The 18,993-nt window shown below is 71.5% G+C and carries 19 protein-coding genes; 11 read left to right on the top strand and 8 right to left on the bottom strand.

Translation table 11 applies throughout. The annotated features are described in order from the left end of the window. Positions 1–56 precede the first annotated feature (56 nt). The 7 genes from ACSC1Q_RS22205 to ACSC1Q_RS22175 form a co-directional block, all read right to left on the bottom strand. Positions 57–1,418, bottom strand: coding sequence for a family 4 glycosyl hydrolase (locus ACSC1Q_RS22205; protein WP_436760624.1), 1,362 nt, complete (start codon positions 1,416–1,418; stop codon positions 57–59). A gap of 28 nt (positions 1,419–1,446) precedes the next feature. Then, the gene (locus ACSC1Q_RS22200; RefSeq protein ID WP_436760623.1) at positions 1,447–2,211 is read right to left on the bottom strand and encodes a DeoR/GlpR family DNA-binding transcription regulator; all 765 of its coding nucleotides are present in this window, start codon (positions 2,209–2,211) and stop codon (positions 1,447–1,449) included. Continuing rightward, entirely contained in the window at positions 2,211–3,212 is a 1,002-nt protein-coding gene (locus ACSC1Q_RS22195; RefSeq protein WP_436760622.1) for a D-2-hydroxyacid dehydrogenase, read from the bottom strand. The genes ACSC1Q_RS22200 and ACSC1Q_RS22195 overlap by 1 nt, the downstream gene beginning before the upstream one ends. A gap of 5 nt (positions 3,213–3,217) precedes the next feature. Next, entirely contained in the window at positions 3,218–4,165 is a 948-nt protein-coding gene (locus tag ACSC1Q_RS22190; RefSeq protein ID WP_436760621.1) for a carbohydrate ABC transporter permease, read from the bottom strand. 10 nt (positions 4,166–4,175) lie between these two features. Then, the gene (locus ACSC1Q_RS22185) at positions 4,176–5,141 is read right to left on the bottom strand and encodes a carbohydrate ABC transporter permease (RefSeq protein WP_436760620.1); all 966 of its coding nucleotides are present in this window, start codon (positions 5,139–5,141) and stop codon (positions 4,176–4,178) included. Positions 5,142–5,208: 67 nt separating this feature from the next. Next, the gene (locus ACSC1Q_RS22180; RefSeq protein WP_436760619.1) at positions 5,209–6,534 is read right to left on the bottom strand and encodes an ABC transporter substrate-binding protein; all 1,326 of its coding nucleotides are present in this window, start codon (positions 6,532–6,534) and stop codon (positions 5,209–5,211) included. Positions 6,535–6,784: 250 nt separating this feature from the next. Then, positions 6,785–7,705: a Rossmann-fold NAD(P)-binding domain-containing protein gene (locus ACSC1Q_RS22175; RefSeq protein WP_436760618.1), complete on the bottom strand. Its 921-nt coding sequence runs from the start codon at positions 7,703–7,705 to the stop codon at positions 6,785–6,787. On the opposite strand from ACSC1Q_RS22175, the gene ACSC1Q_RS22170 reads away from it, so the two are divergent. The 8 genes from ACSC1Q_RS22170 (at position 7,704) to leuA (ending at position 15,117) form a co-directional block, all read left to right on the top strand. Then, entirely contained in the window at positions 7,704–8,798 is a 1,095-nt protein-coding gene (locus ACSC1Q_RS22170; protein WP_436760617.1) for a carbohydrate kinase family protein, read from the top strand. The two genes, ACSC1Q_RS22175 and ACSC1Q_RS22170, sit on opposite strands and share 2 nt — an antisense overlap. Then, positions 8,795–9,700, top strand: coding sequence for an SIS domain-containing protein (locus ACSC1Q_RS22165; protein WP_436760616.1), 906 nt, complete (start codon positions 8,795–8,797; stop codon positions 9,698–9,700). Before ACSC1Q_RS22170 ends, ACSC1Q_RS22165 begins: the two co-directional genes overlap by 4 nt. 44 nt (positions 9,701–9,744) lie before the next feature. Beyond that, positions 9,745–10,128: a hypothetical protein gene (locus ACSC1Q_RS22160; protein WP_436760615.1), complete on the top strand. Its 384-nt coding sequence runs from the start codon at positions 9,745–9,747 to the stop codon at positions 10,126–10,128. Next, positions 10,125–11,381, top strand: coding sequence for a 1-phosphofructokinase family hexose kinase (locus ACSC1Q_RS22155; protein ID WP_436760614.1), 1,257 nt, complete (start codon positions 10,125–10,127; stop codon positions 11,379–11,381). The genes ACSC1Q_RS22160 and ACSC1Q_RS22155 overlap by 4 nt, the downstream gene beginning before the upstream one ends. After that, on the top strand, positions 11,372–12,226 hold the full coding sequence (locus tag ACSC1Q_RS22150) for a class II fructose-bisphosphate aldolase (protein ID WP_436760613.1): 855 nt from the start codon (positions 11,372–11,374) through the stop codon (positions 12,224–12,226). Before ACSC1Q_RS22155 ends, ACSC1Q_RS22150 begins: the two co-directional genes overlap by 10 nt. Next, positions 12,223–12,507: a hypothetical protein gene (locus ACSC1Q_RS22145; protein ID WP_436760612.1), complete on the top strand. Its 285-nt coding sequence runs from the start codon at positions 12,223–12,225 to the stop codon at positions 12,505–12,507. Before ACSC1Q_RS22150 ends, ACSC1Q_RS22145 begins: the two co-directional genes overlap by 4 nt. Continuing rightward, on the top strand, positions 12,504–13,181 hold the full coding sequence (locus ACSC1Q_RS22140) for a polysaccharide deacetylase family protein (RefSeq protein WP_350974641.1): 678 nt from the start codon (positions 12,504–12,506) through the stop codon (positions 13,179–13,181). The genes ACSC1Q_RS22145 and ACSC1Q_RS22140 overlap by 4 nt, the downstream gene beginning before the upstream one ends. 223 nt (positions 13,182–13,404) lie before the next feature. After that, positions 13,405–15,117 carry a 2-isopropylmalate synthase gene (leuA, locus tag ACSC1Q_RS22135; RefSeq protein ID WP_436760611.1) on the top strand — a complete coding sequence of 571 codons (1,713 nt, stop codon included), beginning with the start codon at positions 13,405–13,407 and terminating at the stop codon, positions 15,115–15,117. 200 nt (positions 15,118–15,317) lie between these two features. Here leuA and ACSC1Q_RS22130 read toward each other — a convergent pair whose 3' ends face one another. Then, complete coding sequence (locus ACSC1Q_RS22130; RefSeq protein ID WP_436760610.1) at positions 15,318–15,680, bottom strand: hypothetical protein; 363 nt, start codon at positions 15,678–15,680, stop codon at positions 15,318–15,320. Between the two features lie 543 nt (positions 15,681–16,223). On the opposite strand from ACSC1Q_RS22130, the gene ACSC1Q_RS22125 reads away from it, so the two are divergent. From ACSC1Q_RS22125 to ACSC1Q_RS22115, 3 genes are all read left to right on the top strand, one after another. After that, positions 16,224–16,556 (top strand): SSI family serine proteinase inhibitor, encoded by a 333-nt coding sequence (locus ACSC1Q_RS22125; protein WP_436760609.1) that lies wholly within the window; start codon positions 16,224–16,226, stop codon positions 16,554–16,556. Positions 16,557–16,950: 394 nt separating this feature from the next. Further along, a complete protein-coding gene (locus ACSC1Q_RS22120) occupies positions 16,951–17,337 on the top strand; it encodes a TraR/DksA family transcriptional regulator (RefSeq protein ID WP_436760608.1) in 387 nt (128 codons plus the stop codon). Between the two features lie 231 nt (positions 17,338–17,568). Next, positions 17,569–18,855: an FAD-binding protein gene (locus tag ACSC1Q_RS22115; RefSeq protein ID WP_436760607.1), complete on the top strand. Its 1,287-nt coding sequence runs from the start codon at positions 17,569–17,571 to the stop codon at positions 18,853–18,855. Positions 18,856–18,993: the final 138 nt, after the last annotated feature.

Here is an 18,993-nt window from a genome sequence, read left to right as displayed (position 1 = left end):
GGGCTCGGGCTCCGGGCGTGATCGCCGGAGTCCCGGTTTCCGGTTCCCGGCGAGCGTCAGGCGAAGGCGGGCAGGAAGCGTTTCTGGGCGGTGAGGAGGGCGTCGGTGAGTTCGGCGGCCGCGCGGGGGTCGGTCACCGCGCCGTCGGCGATCACGGCCTCCACCGCGAGGCCGCGGTCGCCGGTCATCGCCGCCTCGACGGCGAGGTAGACCGAGGACAGCCGCCGGGCGAGGATCGCGGTGAGCGGGGCCGGCAGGTCGGGGACCGAGACCGGGCGCAGGCCGCGGGCGGTGGCCACCCCCGGGATCTCCAGGGCGGCGTCATCGGGCAGGCCGGGCAGCGAGCCCCGGTTGGGGACGTTCACCGAGAACATCTCGCGCCGGTCGAGGACGATGGAGCGGATGATCGCGATGAGCTGCTCCTGCTCGCCGGTGGACCGCTCGAAGATCGTCTCGTCGAGCGGCACCTCGCCCATGGCCTGGGCGCGCATCGACAGGTAGCGTCGCTCGCCCCACTCCAGGATCTCCGGAACCGAGAAGGCGTCCACGCCGAGCTTCTTGCCGTAGTAGTCGCCTCCGGCCCAGCGCTCGGGGAAGAACTCCAGCACGTGCCGGTCGTTGGCGGCCGGATAGGCGCCGTAACGGCGGAAGATCTCCCACGAGAACGGGTTGTGCCACGCCTTCCCGTTCTCCCAGATCGAGCCGATGTCTCCCGGCTCGGCGGGCACCGCCAGCTCCCGGTCGACGCGCTCGCGCACACCGGGCCAGGCGTCGGCGCCGGCGTGCCGGAAGTCGTAGATGAACGTGAGGTGGTTGATCCCCGCGTACAGCGTCGAGGTCTCCTCGAACGGCAGCCCGGCGAACGCCGCGAGCTCCCGCTGCACGTGGTGCATGCCGTGACACAGGCCCACGACCTCGACACCGGCGTACTTCGTCATGGCCATGACATTGGCCGTCATCGGGTTGCTGTAGTTGAAGAAGTGCGCCCGCGGTGCCAGCGCCCGGATGTCGCGGGCGATCTCCACCATCACCGGCACCGTGCGCAGCAGCCGGGAGATGCCACCGGGCATGACCGAGTCGCCGACCGGCTGGAAGACGCCGTGCTCCACGCAGATCTCGTGGTCTGCCTGCCAGGCCGGGCGGCCGCCCACGCCGACGCAGGTCACCACGTAGTCGGCGCCCGGCAGCAGGTCTCGCCGGTCGGTCGAGGAACGCACGGTGATCCTGGCCTGGGCGCCGCGCGCCTCGACCATCAGCTCGGCGAGCCTGGCCGCGACGGAGAGCGCCTCCTCGTCGACGTCGACGAGGCGGATCTCCCAGGCGCCGAGATCGTCGGCCGAGATGAGGTCGGCGAGCAGGCCGCGGGTGAACACCGCGCTGCCCGCTCCGATCAGCACCAGAACGCGGGGATGGGTCATGGGGTGGAGAACTCCGATCTGGGCCTGGCTAGGCCTGGATGACGACGATGTCGCGGGCTCGCAGCGCCGCGACCGCCTCCGCGGGCGCGTGGGCGTCGGTGACCACGGTGCCGATGCGCGACACCGGCGCGATCCGCACCGCGCTGCGCTGGTCGAACTTGCTGTGGTCGGCGAGGACGACGAGGTGCCGGGCGGCCGCGATCATGTTGCGGTCGGTCTCTGCCTCGGCGAGGTGGGCGCCGAGCATGCCGTAGCCGGGATCGAGCCCGTAGGCGCTGAAGAAGGCCCGGTCGATGTGGATGTCGGCGAGGGCCTGGGTGGTCAGGTGGCCGAGCAGGGAGAGCTCGACGTTGCGCAGCAGCCCGCCCAGCACGAGGACCTGGACGTCCTCGGTGGTGGTGCCGATCCCGTGGGCGATGGCGATCGAGTTGGTGACCACGGTGATGTCGGGCACCGAGGCGAGGTAGGGGACCATCTGGGCGGTGGTGGAACCGCCGGTGAGCAGGATCGTGCTGCCCGGCTCGATGAGCCCGACCGCCTCCTGGGCGATGCGGTGCTTCTCCTCCAGGTGGCGGACGGCACGCTCCATGATCGAGGTCTCCGCCGACTCGGCGCCGACGGCGATCGCGCCGCCGTGCACGCGGCGCAGCAGGCCGCGCTCGTCCATCTCGTCGAGATCGCGCCGGACCGTCGAGACGCTGACGCTCAGCAGCTCCGCCAGGTCGTCGACGCTGACCGACCCGTTGTCGCGCACGTAGTGCAGGAGCTTGCTTCTGCGCTTCTCGCTCAGCATCAGTAACCGGCCTTTCTGTCCACCAGGTTCAGGAGAGGCTCCCCGGCGATCAGACGGCGCAGGTTCTCGGTGAAGAGCGCGCGGACCTGATCGTGGTAGCCGGGCGCGAATCCTGCCACGTGCGGGGTGATCAGAACATCACTTTCGCGCCAGAACGGGCTACTCTCCGGAAGCGGCTCCTCGGCGAAGACGTCGAGGACGGCGTGACCGAGCCGGCCGGACCGCAGCGCGGCCAGCATCGCCACCTCGTCGACGACCCCGCCCCGGGCCGCGTTGATCAGCACGGCCCCCGGTTTGAGCCGGTCGAACGCCTCGGCGTCGAGCAGGTGGTGGGTCTCGTCGGTGTGCGGGACGGTCAGCACGACGTAGTCGGAGCGGGCCAGCAGCGAGTGCAGCCCCTCCGGGCCCGTCACCTCGGCGGGGGTCTCCCCGGCGGAGTCGCTGAAACGCTCGCCCTCGCGGGGCAGGCCGCGCCGCATGCCGATCACCTTCATCCCGAAGGCGTGGGCGAGCCTGCCGATCTCCTTGCCGATCCGGCCGTAGCCGACCACGCCCACCGTGGAGCCGGGGATCGGCCGGGGCATCAGGCGGTTCCAGCGGTGGTCGAGGTCGGGCCAGTGCGAGCGGCCCTGCAGGCCGATGATCTCCGGCAGGTGGTGGGCGTGCGCCAGGATCATCATCAGCACGTACTCGGCGAGGGGCTTGGGCGACACGCCGCCGATCGTGGTGATCGGGACGTCGGAGGCCCACAGCTCGGTGTCCTTCACGTGGTCGCACCCGGAGGTGTCGAGCTGCACCCAGGAGAGCCGCGGCGCCTGCGCGCCGGTGGGGAACGCGGTGTTGGTGTAGAGGACGTCGGTGCGGGCCAGCAGCTCGGCGGGGATCTCCCCGGCCGAGGCGGCCAGGTGCTTGTAGACGGTGACGCCGGGAGAGACGGCGGCCACCTCGGCGAGCCAGGCGTCGTCGAAGTCGAGCGTCACGCACACATTGATCATTTTCATTCCCGTCACCTGATGCCCGAGCGGGCCATGCCCTCGACGAAGTGGCGCTGGAAGAGCGCGAAGACCACGAGCATGGGGATCATCGACACCAGCGACATGGCCATCAGCGCGCCGTAGTCCTGGCCGTACTGGTTCTTCAGGAACAGCAGGCCGACCTGGAGGGTGTAGCTCTCCGGGTCCTTGAGCACGATGAGCGGCCAGGCGAACTCGTTCCAGCGCCACATGAAGGTGAAGATCACCAGCACCGCGATCAGCGGCCGGCAGAGCGGCAGCACGATCTGGCGGAAGATCCGCATCTGCCCCGCGCCGTCTACCTCGGCCGCCTCGATCAGCTCGTCCGGGATGGCCATCATGAACTGGCGGGCCATGAACAGCCCGAACGCCTCGGCCAGCCGTGGCAGGATCACCCCCCAGTCGGAGCCGATCAGCCCGAAGTCGACCACCAGCTGGAACTGCGGCACCATCACCACCTGCACCGGCACCATCAGCGTGCTGATGACGAGCAGGAAGAGCACGTTGCGGCCGGGAAAGCGGAGCTTCGCGAAGGCGTACCCGGCCATCAGGTTGATCACCACGGTGAGCACCACCGCGCCCACCGCGATCGTGAGCGAGTTGACGATCCAGGTGGGGTAGGGGAACTTGCCCCACGGGCCGGTGAAGTTGGCCCAGTTGAGGGAGGTCGGCCAGAGATGCAGCTCCGAGCCCCGCAGCTCGTCGGGGGTGGAGAGCGCGGTGACGACCATCCAGTAGACCGGGAAGAGCATCGCGATCGCGCCGGTCACCGCGAAGGCGAGGCGCAGCCGCGCGGCCCGGCGCTCCCTCGCCGTGACCATCGGGTCGCGGTCCTTCCCCGCCTTCCCCGCACCGGGGCCGGGGAGGCGACGCCCGGAGGACCGTCCCCGCTCCGCCGTGAGGTCCTCCGCGCGACCGCCGTGGACGTTCAGTGCCGCCATGATGATCTCCTCACGCGATGTCCCTGCGGCGGTTGACCCGCCACTGGACGATGGTCATCATCAGCACGATCAGGTAGAGCAGCACGCCGATCGCCGAGGCGTAACCCTGCTGGCGCTGCTCGAAGCCGGTGGAGTAGGCGTAGGTGACGAGCATCGTGGTGGAGTTTCCCGGGCCGCCTCCGGTCATCACGTAGACGATGTCGAAGACCTGGAAGGAGTTGATGATCCCGATCACCACCAGGAAGAAGGTCGTGGGCGCCAGCGACGGGATCGTGATCGACCGCAGGGTCTGCCACCAGGAGGCGCCGTCGCAGCGCGCCGCCTCGTAGACCTCCCGGGGGATGCCCTGCAGCGCCGCGAGGTAGACGACCATGTTGAAGCCCAGCCCGATCCAGAGGCTGACCAGCACCAGCGAGATCATCGCGGGCAGGCCCTCCGACTGCCAGGGCACCGGGCCGAGGCCCACCGCGCCCAGCAGCTCGTTCACGATCCCCAGGTCCTCGTTGAACATCCAGGCGGCGATGAGGGCGCTGCTCACGCCCGAGATGACCGCGGGCATGTAGTAGATCGCCCGGACCAGCCCCCGCGCCGGCATGCTCCGGTTGAGCAGCAGCGCCGCGCCCAGCCCCGCCACCAGGCAGAGCGGGACCGAGAGCGCCGTGTAGAGGGCCGTGTTGGCCAGCGCCTCCCAGAAGATCGAATCCGCCAGGATGTCCCGGTAGTTCTCCAGGCCGATGAACTTCGCGATGCCGAAGCCGCTGGTCTTCTGGAGGCTGATCCAGAAGATCCTGACCAGCGGCCAGAACATGAACACCGCGAAGACCACCAGGGCGGGGCCCGCGAAGGCCAGTCCCGTGATCGCCTCGCGAACCCTCTTGGTCCGCAGGAATCCGTGGCCGCCGCCGGGGCGGGGGGTCTTCCCCGTCCCGGGCCCAGCGGCCGGTCCCGGCCTCGCCGGGCTGCTCACCGATGCCATCTGCCTTGGGCCTCCTCAGCCGGTCACACCGGATCGGGATGAGTACCGAACCGGGTCGAACGCCGGATCAGGCGGAGATCGCCTTCTGGATCGACTGGGAAAGCGCGCTCAGCGTGTCGTCGGCCGACTGGCCGCCGGTGAAGTGCGCCTCCAGGTGCTGGACCAGCGAGTCGTTGACGGCCGCGAAACCGGAGAGGGTCACCAGCTTCACCAGGTCGGCCGGCATGGTCGTCGCCTGCTGCTGGAAGACCGGCATCAGGTCCGCGGAGACGGAGTAGTCGAGCGTGGCCGAGGCCAGGTCCTTGCGCGAGGGCAGCACCGTGGTCTGCTCGCAGAACAGCTTCATGTTCTCGGGGGTGACCAGGAACTTGGCGAACGCGGCGGCCGCGTCGGGGCTCTTGCTCTGCGTGGTCACCACGACGGCGTTGCCGCCCAGGTCGGCCGCCGCCCCACCGGCCCCGCGGGGCAGGAAGGTCGCGCCGAACTCGATGCCCTTGGCCCTGGTGCCGATGTCGGGCAGCAGGAAGTCGCCGACGAACGCCATCGAGATCTTCCCCGAAGGGAACACCAGGTCGGGGCTGTTGGAGGTCTTGACCATCATGTTCTTCGGCATCAGCGCCCTGTCGTAGAACGACTTGGTGAAGGCGAGCGTCTCGCGCGCCTGCGGGGAGTCGAGGACGACGCTCTTGCCGTCGGCCGCCAGCGCCCTGCCGCCCGACTGCCAGAGCCAGTTGAACCAGCGGTAGGCGCCGTACTGCTGCCAGTTGACGCCGAAGGGGGCGCCGCCCAGGCCCGCGGCCTTGAGTTTCTCCGCGACCTCGATGAACTCCTCCCAGGTCCACGCGGTGTCGAGCGTGGCGGGCACCTCCTTGATGCCGGCCTTGGCGAAGTGGGCCTTGTTGTAGAGGACCGCCGAGGTGTCGGTGTGGTGCGGCACCCCGTACGGCTTGCCCTCGTACTGGACGCCGGCCCACAGCGCGTCGATGAACTGCGCGCCGTCACCCCCGACCGTGGCGCTCAGATCCTGCAGCACCCCCTGGGAGCTGTAGATGCCGATGTCGTTGTAGGTGACGCGGAACAGGTCGGGCCCCTGGCCCGACTGCAGCCTCGCGTCGAGGGTGGGACGCATCTGCTCGTACGGCAGCTGCTCGACCTTGATCTTCGTCCCGGTGTTCTGCTTCTCGAAGGCGCGGGCGATGGAGTTGAAGGCGCCCATCTCGGCGTCCGATCCCCAGACCGAGAAGGTGAGGGTGCCGGTCGCCGGGGCGCCGGCGCCGCCCGACGCGGGGGAGGGGGAAGAAGAGGCGCCGCAGGCCGCGAGTGCGCCGGTGGCGGCCGCGCCGACCACCGTGGTGCCTGCCGCGCGCAGGAGCTGGCGACGGTTGAGTTGCATGGGCTCTCCTCGGGGGGTCCGGTCGGTATCGCTGTTCCTATCAACTTCAGCCAGAAAGCGTCAATAGCTCTCAGCTATCCTGTGACGTGGAGTTTTGCCGCCGCGACCGGGTTTCCTTCGTCGATCTTTCGGTGTGTTGACAGGCCGTGTGAGGGGTGCGTACGGTTTCGCAGCGAAGGCTCTGAGAGTTTTTGAAGTAAATTGACCGCCGCGATCATGGGGAGGGCATGTGGGCACCCGCCACGACGCGTCACCCCCCTGGGCGCTCGTCCCAGGGCCGCACGACGCCCAGCACCGCGGGCTTCCCCGGCATGCCCGGCACCGCGGGTCTTCTTGCCACGTTCTGCACCACGGGCTTCCTTGCCACGCCCGGCACCACGGGGCGCACGAGTCCCGCGGATTCCGCAGGTCCCACAGGTCCCACAGGCCCCTCCGGTGCGCGCATCCCGCTGGCGGGACCGCCCGCGTTCTCGCCCGCCGCGCCGGCGACCTCGATCGCGGACGTGACTTCGGCCGCGTCGGTGGCCTCGGCCGTGAAGGCGGCTTCGGGCGAGGCGTTGACCTCGGCCTCGAAGGCGGCCTCGGGCGCGGGGGCGGCCTCGGACGAGGTGGTGACTTCGGCCGCGGCAGTGGTTTCGGGCGGGGTGGTGACTTCGGCAGCGGCTTCGGGCGAGGCGGTCGAGAGCGCCGTTCCGGCGACGTCGAGCGCGGCAGCGGAGATCTCCCGCGGGGTGTGCCAGCGCGCGGGCAGGCCCGCTTCCGGCGGGCACCAGCCGAGCAGCAGGTGCCACACCTCGGCGCCTTGCGCGATCCCCTCGGGCAGGGGTGGCGCGGGCGCGTCCCGGGGCGCGGCGTGGCCGCTGGTCAGCAGGGCCACCAGCGGCCCGCAGACCCGCGAGGCGAGTACCGTCCACGCCCCGGCGGGGGCGAAGGGCTGGTAGGCCAGGGCGAGGCCCAGCGGCCCGCGCTCCCCGATCGCGAGGTCGAGCGCGGCGGCGAGGGCCGCGACCTCCGTCACGTCCGCGACCACGGCGTCCGCCCCGGCGGGCACGCCGTGCCCCGACCGCGACACCACCGAGACGCGCGACCCTCTGTCCACAAGCACCCGCACCGCCGGGGACAGGATTCCCGTCCCCCCGATGACCAGCACGTGAGGCGGCATGACTGACATGGATCTCCTCGTTGTCGGAGAGCTCAACGCCGACGTCATCGTGGAGTGCGGCGACGTCCGACCGGCGTTCGGGCAGGTCGAGGAGATCGTGGAGGACGCCACGATCGTCCTCGGCAGCTCCGGGGCGATCACCGCCTGTGGCGCGGCCCGCCTCGGCGCCCGCGTCGCCATGGCCGGGGTGGTCGGCGACGACTGGCTCGGCGAGTTCGTCCTCGACCGGCTGCGCGAGCGGGGGGTGGACACAAGCTACTGTCTGCGCAGACCTGGTCGTCGCACCGGCATGAGCGTCGTCCTGGGCGCCCGGGGTGACCGGTCGATCCTCACCTTCCCCGGGGAGATCGGGCGCCTCGCCGCCTCCGACGTGCCCGCCGAGGCCCTCGCCGCCGCCAGGCACCTCCACGTCAGCTCCTACTTCCTGCAGCGGGACCTGTGGCCTGGGCTGCCGGGCCTGCTGCGCGCCGCCAGGGAGCGCGGTCTCACCACGTCGATCGACCCCAACTGGGACCCCGGCCGCTCCTTCGACCAGGGCCTGCCCGCCCTGCTCCCGCTCGTCGACTACCTGCTGCCCAACGAGGCCGAGGCCCTCCACATCGCCGCCGCCTCCGGGCACCCCGGCCTGAGGTCGGTGCGTGAGGCCGCGGCGGTGCTCGCCTCGCTCGGCACCGGCGCGGTGGTCAAGTGCGGGGCCGAGGGGGCCCTGCTGCACCGGCCCGACGGCACCAGGCTGAGGGTCACCGCACCCGAGATCACCCCGCTGGAGACCACCGGCGCCGGAGACTCCTTCGACGCGGGCCTGCTCACCGCGCTGCTCGCGGGCAAGGACCTCCCGGCCGCCCTCCGTACGGCCTCCGCGTGCGGCGCCCTGTCCACCCAGGGGGCGGGCGGCACCGCCGCCCAGCCCGACGCGGCCCAGGCGGACGCGCTCGCCGCGACCCTGACCGTCGTCGACCTGACCGAGGCCGCCTCGGACACGGACGGCGGCGCGGCCGGCACCCGCCCCGCCGGGGCCGGTCCCGACGACGTCGCCTCGGGCCCGCGCTCCCATCCGTCCACCGACTCGACCGTCACCCACCCACAGGAGAACCAGCAGTGACGACCACGACCGAGCCTCTCCTCGCCCGCCAGACGCAGGCCGAGGTCGAGAGCCAGCCGGAGATCTGGCAGCGGGTCCTCGACGTCGCCCCGAGCCTGCGCGGTGACCTGCCGGAGCCGGGCGCCAACGTGCTCGCCGTAGGCTGCGGCACCTCCTACTACATCCTCGACTCCTACGCCCGCCTGCGGCAGCGTCTCGGGCAGGGCCGCACCCGCGCCGCGATCGCCACCGAGCTGGACGACGCCGACCCCTACGACGTGGCCGTCCTGCTCTCCCGCTCCGGCACGACCAGCGATCTCGTACGGCTGGCACGCGAGCTGTCGGAGCGGATGACCACGATCGCCGTGACCGGCACCCCCGGCTCCCCGATCACCGAGGTTACCCACCGGCAGGTGCTGCTCGACCTCGCCGACGAGCGTTCCGTGGTGCAGACCCGGTTCGCCACCTCCGCGCTCACCCTCCTGCGCGCCTCCGTCGGCGACGACGTCACGGGGCTGCCCGCCGGGGCCGCGGCGGCCCTCGCCGAGCCGCCGGCCGCCGATCCCGCAGACTACGACCACCTGGTCTTCCTCGGCACCGGCTGGACCCGCGGGCTCGCCGAGGAGGCCGCGCTCAAGTGCCGCGAGGCCGCCCGGCTGTGGACGGAGTCGTACGCCACGCTCGAATACCGGCACGGCCCCATCGCCTGCGCCGGGCCGCGCACCCTCGTGTGGTCGCTCACCCCGCTGCCCGCCGACGTCTCCGACGCCGTCGCCGCCACCGGTGCCACCCTCCGCGTGGCCGACGCCGACCCCCAGGCCGAGCTGGTACGGGTCCACCGCCTCGCGATCGCCTACGCCCGTGCCCGCGGCCTGGAGTGCGACACCCCGGAACACCTGTCCCGCTCGGTCATCGTCGAGTAGCCCCCGTGCCCGCCCGCCCGTTTCCCATCGCCGAGTGAGCCGTCATGCCCTTCCTCCAGCTCGTCACCGCACATCCGGTTCCCGTGCCGCTCGCGGAAAGCCTGGCCGCGGCCTTCGGCCGGGCGCTCGGCCTCCCGCCTGGAGCGGTGATCGTCCAGCGGGTCGCCTCCGGTCCCGGTCCCGGTCCCGGTGGGGCGGTCGTTCCCGGCGGAGCCGCGACGCCCGCCGAGGCGGTCCAGGGATCCGTCGTCGACGCGGGAGCGGTGATCGTGGTCCGCGGGCGGCCGCGCGAGGCGGCGGCGATGCGAGAGGCCGTGGCGAAGGCGGGCACGCTGCTCGCGGAGGGACTCGGCCTGGATCCCGACCTGGTGCTGGTGAGCTGGCCGGACCCCGGTGTCGTCGCCACCGGCAGGGGTGTCCTGTCGTGATCGTCACCGTCACCCTCAACCCCGCGCTCGACGTCACCTACGACGTCGACGCGCTGGTCGTCGACGCCACCAACCGCGTCGCGGGGATGTCCGCCCACGCCGGGGGCAAGGGCGTCAACGTCGCACGGCTTCTCCGGCTCCTCGGCGCGGCCGGGGCGACCTCCTCCGGTTCCTCCGGTTCCGGCGGGTTCGGGAGGCTGGGGGAGGCGGCGAGGGGTGTGGAGATCGTGGCACTCGGCTTCGCAGGTGGGGCGACCGGCGGGGAGCTCCTGGCCGATCTCGACAGGGCGGGCGTCGGCCACGCGTTCGTGGCCTGCGCCGGAGAGACCCGCCGTACGGTCGCCGTCGTCGACGGCGGGGCCGGGACGGTCACCATGCTCAACGAGCCGGGGCCGGTCGTCACGCCGGGGGAGTGGGAGACCCTGCGCGACCGGCTGGAGGGCCTGCTGCCCGAGGCCTCGGCCGTGGTCCTCTCCGGCAGCCTGCCTCCAGGGCTTCCTCCGGACGCCTACGCGACCCTCGTCCGGCTGGCCACCGGGCACGGCGTGCCCGCCGTCCTCGACACGAGCGGGACGGCGCTCCGGCTCGCGCTCCCGGCGGGTCCCGAGATCGTGAAGCCGAACGCCGCCGAGCTGGCCGGAGCGCTGTCCGCCTCCGCCGCGGATCCGGCGCCGCCGTGGTTTGTGACGAGTCCCGCGTCGAGTTCCGCGTCGGGTCCTGCGGCCGGTTTCGCTGCTGGTTCCGCTGCCGGTTCCGCTACGGGACATGCCGCCGCGACCGGGCGTCCCCCCGGCGCCGACCCCGGTGATTCCGACGGTCCCCGTGATCCCGCCGTTCCGTCCGGCTTGGCGGGGTTGGCGGGGGGAGCCGCCTGGATGCGCGGGGAAGGGGCTCGCGCGGTGGTGGTCTCCGACGGCCCGCGCGGGCTGTACGCCGACACTCCCGACGGACGGTGGAGGGCCGTGCCTCCCGAGGTGGTGGGCGGCAACCCCACCGGCGCGGGCGACGCGGCCGTGGCCGCGCTGGCACTCGGCCTGGTGAGCGGCTGGGACTGGCCGTGCGCCCTCGTCGAGGCCGCCGCCCTGTCGGCGGCCGCGGTCGGTCACCCCGTCGCGGGGCGGATCGACCCCGAGCCCTACCTCGGCCACGTCGACCGTGTCCGCCTCGACCGTGTCCGCTCCGACCGTGCCCGCTCCGACCGTGCCCGACCCGAAGACGCCCACGAAGAAAGCGAGGGCACATCGTGCCGTTGACCCCGACCGGAGAGATCGTCACCGAGGCCCGGAGGTCCGGGCGCGGGGCGGGCGCCTTCAACGTCATCCAGATCGAGCACGCCGAGGGCATCGTCTCGGGCGCCCAGGAGGCCGGGCTGCCGGTGATCCTCCAGCTCAGCGAGAACACCGTCGCCTACCACGGGGCGCTGGCCCCGATCGGCGCGGCCTGCCTGGCCATCGCGCGGGCCGCCAGCGTGCCGGTCGCGGTCCACCTCGACCACGCCACCCGTCCCGGCCTGGTCGACGAGGCCGTCGAGCTGGGCTTCGGCTCGGTCATGTTCGACGCCTCGGCGCTCCCGTACGCCGCAAACGTGGCGGCCACCGCGGACGTGGTGAGGCGGGCGCGGCGGCGCGGGGTCCTCGTCGAGGCGGAGCTCGGCGAGATCGGCGGCAAGGACGGCGTGCACGCGCCGGGCGCCCGCACCGAGCCGGGCGAGGCGTCCGCCTACGTCGAGGCCACCGGGGTCGACGCGCTCGCGGTGGCCGTCGGCTCCTCGCACGCGATGCTCACCCGCGACGCCGTGCTCGACTTCGACCTAATCGCCGCCCTCCGCGACGCCGTTCCCGTCCCGCTCGTGCTGCACGGCTCTTCGGGAGTGTCCGACGACGGTCTCGCGCGGGCCGTACGGCACGGCATGACGAAGATCAACATCGCCACCCACCTCAACAAGGCGTTCACCACCGCCGTCCGCGGCGGCCTGGCGGACCGGCCGGGGAAGGTCGACCCGCGCGGCTACCTCGGCGCGGCCCGCGACGCGGTCACGGCCCAGGTCGCCCACCTGCTGCGCGTCCTGAACCCGGCACACCAAGGAGATGACACATGAGCGGCCGATACGTCCCGCACCCCGACCCCGAGGGGGTCCTGGCCGACTGCGAGCAGCGGGCACTGGAGCGCGAGGGCATCCCGATGTTCCTCGCCCTGGAGGACCTGACCGGCCGGTTCCCCGGAGCGCGCGACCGCGCGGACGGCCCGGAGCTCGGCCGGATCACCGGCGACTACGCCGAGCGGCTGCGCCCCGGCGCCGCCGACGGCGATCTCGCGGCGCTCGCCTCGGTGCTCACCGTGGTGGCGCGTCTCCATTTCGACGAGGAGGGCCGGGCATGAGCGGCGGGTTCGCGGGCTACCGCACGGCGATGGACGAGGGCCGCTACCTGCGCGTCGTCAACTACCACAACACCCCGGAATCGACGGCCGACCGGCTCCGCGAGGAGCTCGCCGCCTACGCGGCCTCGTTCGCCTGCGTCACGCTGGAGGATCTCGACCGGTTCTACGCCACCGGCGAGTGGGGGCTCGACCGGCCGGGTTTCATCCCCGTCTTCTACGAGGGATACCTCAACAACGCCACCGTCGCGGCGCCGATCTGCGACGAGCTGGGCATCGTCGCGTGGTTCCCGGTGATCACCCGTTTCATCGACTGCCCGGTCCCCGAGCAGCGCGCCTTCGCCGACGCGCACGACATCGACCTGGTGGAGGAGGAGCTGGGCGCCGAGCGGCTGGCGATGACCTGGGACCAGGTCGCCCGGATCGCGGAGCGGCACCTGGTGATCCCGCACACCGGCTCCCACGAGCAGATCTCCAAGGTCGTCACCCCGGCCGACATCGAACGAGAGATCTTCGCACCGCGCCGGGCCGTCGAGAAGGTCACCGGCCGCGAGGCCCCGGGGTTCGTGTGGCTGTACGGCTCGCCGTTCGGCACCGGCCCCGAGCAGGACCGGGCGGTGCTCGACGCGGGTTATCGCTACCAGATCAGCAACACGATGATCCAGCGCATCGCCTGACCACCCGGTGGCCCGGTCTCTCGCGGGCGGGAGGCGGTGGATCTTCGGGTCCCGCCATGTGAGACCGAGGCCCGGGCATCCTGAGACGTCTGCTAACGTGCTAGGCATGCTGCGCGGCCTGCTTCTTAGCTGCCGCGACGAGGGCCTGTAGAGGCCGGCTCCCTCGTCGCGGAGCGAGCCATGCGCGTCGGCCACGATTGTTTTCCCAGTCGAGGAGCCTTGCATGTACCCGCAGCAGCAGCCCAGCCCCATGCCGTTCAAGCGCTATGAGTCCTTCGCGCCGATCCGGCTGACCGACCGCACCTGGCCCGACAAGGTGATCGACCGGGCCCCCCGGTGGTGCGCCGTCGACCTGCGTGACGGCAACCAGGCGCTGATCGATCCCATGGACGCCCACCGCAAGCTCCAGATGTTCGAGCTGCTGGTGAAGATGGGCTACAAGGAGATCGAGGTGGGCTTTCCCGCCGCCTCCCAGACCGACTTCGACTTCGTACGGCAGATCATCGAAGAGGACCTGATCCCCGACGACGTGGTGATCCAGGTTCTGACCCAGGCCAGGGCCGAGCTGATCGAGCGGACCTTCGAGTCGGTGCGCGGGGCCAAGCAGGCGATCATCCACCTGTACAACTCCACCTCCACCCTCCAGCGCCGGGTCGTGTTCGGCCAGGACCGCGAGGGCGTCACCGCGATCGCGGTCGAGGGCGCCAAGCTCTGCAAGAAGCTGGCCGCCGAGATGGACGACACGGAGATCTACTTCCAGTACTCCCCGGAGTCCTTCACCGGCACCGAGCTGGAGTACGCGGTGGAGGTCTGCGACGCCGTCAACGACGTCTGGCAGCCCACCCCCGACCGCAAGGTCATCCTCAACCTGCCCGCCACCGTCGAGATGGCCACGCCCAACATCTACGCCGACCAGATCGAGTGGATGCACCGCAACCTGGCCTACCGCGACTCGATCGTGCTGTCCCTGCACCCCCACAACGACCGCGGCACCGCCGTCGCCGCCGCCGAGCTGGGCTACATGGCCGGGGCCGACCGGATCGAGGGCTGCCTGTTCGGCAACGGTGAGCGCACCGGCAACGTCTGCCTGGTCACGCTGGGCATGAACCTGTTCTCGCAGGGCGTCGACCCGGAAGTCGACATCTCCGACATCGATGAGATCCGCCGGGTCACCGAATACTGCACCCAGCTGCCCGTCCACCCGCGCCACCCGTGGGGCGGCGAGCTCGTCTACACCGCCTTCTCCGGCTCCCACCAGGACGCCATCAAGAAGGGCTTCGAGCACCTGGAGCGCGACGCGGCCGCCGCGGGCGTCCCGGTCGAGGAGTTCACCTGGGCGGTCCCGTACCTGCCGATCGACCCCAAGGACATCGGCCGTACGTACGAGGCGGTCATCCGGGTCAACAGCCAGTCCGGCAAGGGAGGGGTCGCCTACATCATGAAGGCCGACCACCACCTGGACCTGCCGCGACGCCTGCAGATCGAGTTCTCCCGCGCGGTCCAGACCCACACCGACACCATCGGCGGCGAGGTGAACGCCACCCAGATGTGGGAGGTCTTCACCGACGAGTACCTGCCCAACCCGGCCAGCCCGTGGGGCCGCCTGGGCCTGCTGGCCCACCGGACCACCTCCAGGGGTGACGGGAAGGACGCCATCAGCGCCGACCTGCGCCTCGACGGCGAGATCCGCGAGGTCGAGGGAGTCGGCAACGGCCCCATCTCCGCCTTCTGCGACGCCCTGGCCCGGGTCGGCGTCCAGGTACGCGTCCTCGACTACGCCGAGCACGCCATGAGCGCGGGGACCGACGCCAAGGCCGCCTCCTACATCGAGTGCGAGATCGACGGCCGGACCCTGTGGGGTGTCGGCATCGACTCCAACACCACCACCGCCTCGCTCAAGGCCGTCATCTCCGCGGTCAACCGCGCCGGCCGCTAGCGGATCGGGTCCGGGCGGCACGGGCCCCACGCGGGGCCCGCCGCCCGCGCCTCTCCATCCGGCAGTCCCTCAAACGGTCCGCCGCCCGCACTTCTTCGCCCGGCACGCTCTCACGTACGGTCCGCCGCCCGCGCCTGGCCCTCACACGGTCCGCCGCCCGCGTCTCTCCGTCCGGTACGGGAACCGGTCGCGTCCCGTGCTCACCCGTGCCGGCACCGTTCCTTCCCGCATCGCTCCTTCCCGCACAGACCCACCTCGTACGGCACGACCTGCCGCACGAGGTTCGACAGTCGCCCACAAGGCGCCGACGTCGCCCACTCGACCGCGCCCATCACGAGAACCGTCCGGGCGCGGTCGAGTCGTTTCCGCTCGCCCCCTGGCACCGAGACGCGCGTGACCGCCAGGAGAGAGGGCCGCGACTCCCGCCGCAGGATGGCCATGGACACCACGGCCATGGACACCACAGCCAGGAGAATCACCGCGAAACCAGCTCTCTCCGGACGGATCGGCACAACAGGAATGCTCGTAAGCCCCCTCCGGACGGGCTGTCCGGTGGTTCTCATGACTGACAAATTCATGGCATTACATGGCGAGTCGCTGCGAGGCATCCCAACGTCGCCGACATAGCCTCTTTGCAGCTCAGGGCATAAATCATTCCCTCCGAACTGACTGAAAGCGACATGTTCGGTTATTTACGAAATTCGTTTTTATCGGGGGAATTCATGCGATATATCCTCTGCCTGGCCACCGCCGGGCTCGTCATCCTCAGCGGTACCGCCACCGCGGACGCGCAGCCGCCGCGCCACGAATCCGACCCGTCCGCGGCCCGATCGATCACCGATCCGCCCCCGTGGCCGCCCCGGCCGGTCACGCTGCCCTTCCCTCCGCCGCCTCGCCCGAACCCGGAGCCCCCCGAGCCCCGTCCCCCGTGGGGCCGGCCGACCCCGCCCCAGCCGCTTCCGCCCCGTCCCCCGTGGGGTCAGCCGATCCCGCCCAGGCCGGTCCCGATCCCTCCGCCGCTGCCGCCCCGCCCGCCCCGTCCGCCGTGGGGCCAGCCCATTCCGCCCCGGCCGGTCCCGCTTCCGTTGCCGCCCCGCCCGCCCATCGTGACCCCGCCGTGGGACCCGCCGCCCGGCGGGCCGTACGCCAGGCGCCTCACGCTGACCGTCGAGAAGTACGGGAGGGTACGGACCGTCCGGCTCGGATGCACGCCGACATACGGCACGCATCCCCGTGGGCCGGAGGCGTGTGTGATGCTGAGCCGGGCACAGGGTGACCCCGCCTACGTCAGGCTGCCGTGGGTGGGCTGCTCGCAGCAGTACGACCCCGTCAGCGTGTCCGCGGACGGCACCTGGAACGATCACTACATCCGGTACCGGCGGACCTTCGACAACCCGTGCGAGCTGCGCGCCGCGACCGGGGCGATCTTCGCCTTCTAGCCCCCGTCCCGTGGCGCACACCTGGAACGTGGCGCGCACCCGGAACACGGGACGCCTCGTCGACCCGATACACAAAGGTGAAGAAGAGGCCGGAGAGACCAGGGGGATCGGGCGGACCCACTGTCGCGCGGCGGGCGGAGCGATCGCCGACGGATGATCGTCGGCTCCCACGACAGGAGCTCGTACGGCTCTCACGGCGAAACTCGTGACAGGAGCCGGTACCGCGGCGGGGACGTCCCCGCCGCCGTACCGGCCGTTCCGGGCCCCGAGCGGGGGCCGCCCGCCCCCGCGAGCCGTAAACTGGAGGGAAGTCCCAGGTCGGGCGGCATCGCGCCACGAGCCGGCGCCGCCCACGGCCAGGAGTGGATCCGCGGTAGGACGGGGTGAGACGGCGATGGGCAAGCAGCCTTCGGGAACCGTGCTGTCTTCTGCTCAGCGAGCGGCCATGCGGGATCTTCTGACCGCGGACCGCGAGAGGACGGTGACCCAGATCACCGCGCTGACGCGTGACTGGGACGATCTCGCCGATTCGTCGGCGCTGGTGGCCAACGACGACGAGCACGACCCGGAGGGCGCGACGATCGCCTTCGAGCGGTCCCACCTCCAGGCCCTGCTCGACAGGGCGCGAGAGCACCTCACCGCCCTCGACGAGATGGCCGAGCGACTCCAGCAGGGCACCTACGGCGTGTGCGACGACTGCGGGCGGCCCATCGCCCTGAACCGCCTCAAGGCACGCCCGATCGCCCGGACCTGCATCGAGTGCGCCGGACGCGCTCGGTAAAGGTTCGCGGCGAATGTAGCGAAATTCCTGAACTACCCTGGGTGCGGCGATGCCCGCCGTCGCGCCTCGGATGGTCATCGGCCAGGAGCCGTGTCCCGCACGACCACGACCGCCCGGCCGCGACCCGTGCCCCTCACGGTCACCCGAGTGAGCCCGTGTCCCACACGATCACCCGCGTGTGGCGCGCATCCGCCTCGTACGGCCTGACATGAGGCGTAGAGAGGGCACATCGTGACCAGAGAACTGCTGAACTGGGCGGGCAACATCACCTACGGGGCCGCGCGGCTCCACCGTCCCGGCGGCGTCGAGGAACTCCAGGAGCTGGTCGCCGGCAGCGGCGCCATCGGGGCCCTCGGCACCCGCCACTCGTTCAACGAGATCGCCGACCGTCCCGGCGGCGACCTCGTCTCGCTGGCGGGCCTGCCCGCGGACTTCGAGCTCGACCCGGCGCGGGGCACGGTCACGGTGGGTGGCGGGGTGCGCTACGGCGAGCTGAGCCGGTGGCTGCACGACCGGGGTTACGCGCTGCCCAACCTCGGCTCCCTGCCGCACATCTCGGTCGCCGGCGCCTGCGCCACGGCCACGCACGGCTCCGGCGTCGCCAACGGCAACCTGGCCACCGCCGTCTCCGGCCTCGAACTGGTCACCGCGGACGGTGAGATCGTCGTCCTCAGCCGTGAGAAGGACGGCGACCGCTTCGCCGGGGCCGTGGTCGCTCTCGGCGCGCTGGGCGTCGTCACCAGGGTCGTCCTCGACGTCGTCCCGTCCTTCGAGGTGCGGCAGTACGTCTACGAGAACCTGTCGTGGGCGCGGATGGAGGAGCACTTCGAGGAGATCCTCTCGGCCGCGTACAGCGTGGGCCTGTTCACCGGCTGGACCACCGGCTCCGGGATCGACCAGGTGTGGGTGAAGCGCCGCGACGGCGACCCGGGCCCGTGGGAGCCGGTGCCGACCTGGCTGGGGGCCACGGCGGCCACGGCCGACCGGCACCCGCTGCCGGGGATCTCCGCCGTCAACTGCACCGCGCAGATGGGCGTGCCCGGCCCCTGGTACGACCGGCTTCCGCACTTCCGCCTGGACTTCACCCCGAGCAGCGGGGAGGAGCTCCAGTCGGAGTATCTGTTCCCGCGCCGCCACGCCCTCGCCGCGCTCCGCGCGCTGGACGCGGCCGGGGACGTCATCGCCCCCGTCCTGCAGGTCTCGGAGATCCGTACCGTCGCGGCGGACGACCTGTGGCTGAGCACCTCCTACCGCGAGGACACCGTCGCCGTCCACTTCACCTGGAAGAAGGACTGGCCCGCGGTGAGCCGGGTGATCGCCGTGGTCGAGGAGGCGCTGGAGCCCTTCGAGGCCCGCCCCCACTGGGGAAAGCTCTTCCTCATGGGGCCCGAGCGCCTGGACTCCCTGTACGACCGGCTTCCGGACTTCCGGCGGCTGGCCACCGAGCTCGACCCCACGGGCAAGTTCCGCAACCCGTTCCTCGACGCCCGCCTCTTCCCCGGTGGCTCCCCTTCCTGACCGTTCCCAGCCTCAACCTTGATCCGGACATCAGCTCACAAGCGGATCGCACGAGCGGAACCGGGTAGTCAATTCCCATCACAGTGAGTAACGGTGTGACACCTGCCGTAATAGATCGTGAATCCAGCGCTGGTGACG

Source organism: Streptosporangium heterodermiicola, from assembly GCF_051390675.1.
GTDB lineage: Bacteria > Actinomycetota > Actinomycetes > Streptosporangiales > Streptosporangiaceae > Streptosporangium.
This window is presented reverse-complemented; position numbering and strand designations above follow the sequence as displayed.

Coding starts and splice junctions, on each gene's coding strand:
- ACSC1Q_RS22190 (WP_436760621.1), bottom strand. CDS start 4,165: ATGGCGGCACTGAACGTCCACGGCGGTCGCGCGGAGGACCTCACGGCG.
- ACSC1Q_RS22145 (WP_436760612.1), top strand. CDS start 12,223: ATGAGCGGCCGATACGTCCCGCACCCCGACCCCGAGGGGGTCCTGGCC.
- ACSC1Q_RS22130 (WP_436760610.1), bottom strand. CDS start 15,680: ATGAGAACCACCGGACAGCCCGTCCGGAGGGGGCTTACGAGCATTCCT.
- ACSC1Q_RS22200 (WP_436760623.1), bottom strand. CDS start 2,211: ATGCTGAGCGAGAAGCGCAGAAGCAAGCTCCTGCACTACGTGCGCGAC.
- ACSC1Q_RS22175 (WP_436760618.1), bottom strand. CDS start 7,705: ATGTCAGTCATGCCGCCTCACGTGCTGGTCATCGGGGGGACGGGAATC.
- ACSC1Q_RS22205 (WP_436760624.1), bottom strand. CDS start 1,418: ATGACCCATCCCCGCGTTCTGGTGCTGATCGGAGCGGGCAGCGCGGTG.
- ACSC1Q_RS22180 (WP_436760619.1), bottom strand. CDS start 6,534: ATGCAACTCAACCGTCGCCAGCTCCTGCGCGCGGCAGGCACCACGGTG.
- ACSC1Q_RS22185 (WP_436760620.1), bottom strand. CDS start 5,141: ATGGCATCGGTGAGCAGCCCGGCGAGGCCGGGACCGGCCGCTGGGCCC.
- ACSC1Q_RS22120 (WP_436760608.1), top strand. CDS start 16,951: ATGGGCAAGCAGCCTTCGGGAACCGTGCTGTCTTCTGCTCAGCGAGCG.
- ACSC1Q_RS22140 (WP_350974641.1), top strand. CDS start 12,504: ATGAGCGGCGGGTTCGCGGGCTACCGCACGGCGATGGACGAGGGCCGC.
- ACSC1Q_RS22195 (WP_436760622.1), bottom strand. CDS start 3,212: ATGAAAATGATCAATGTGTGCGTGACGCTCGACTTCGACGACGCCTGG.
- ACSC1Q_RS22170 (WP_436760617.1), top strand. CDS start 7,704: ATGGATCTCCTCGTTGTCGGAGAGCTCAACGCCGACGTCATCGTGGAG.
- ACSC1Q_RS22160 (WP_436760615.1), top strand. CDS start 9,745: ATGCCCTTCCTCCAGCTCGTCACCGCACATCCGGTTCCCGTGCCGCTC.
- leuA (WP_436760611.1), top strand. CDS start 13,405: ATGTACCCGCAGCAGCAGCCCAGCCCCATGCCGTTCAAGCGCTATGAG.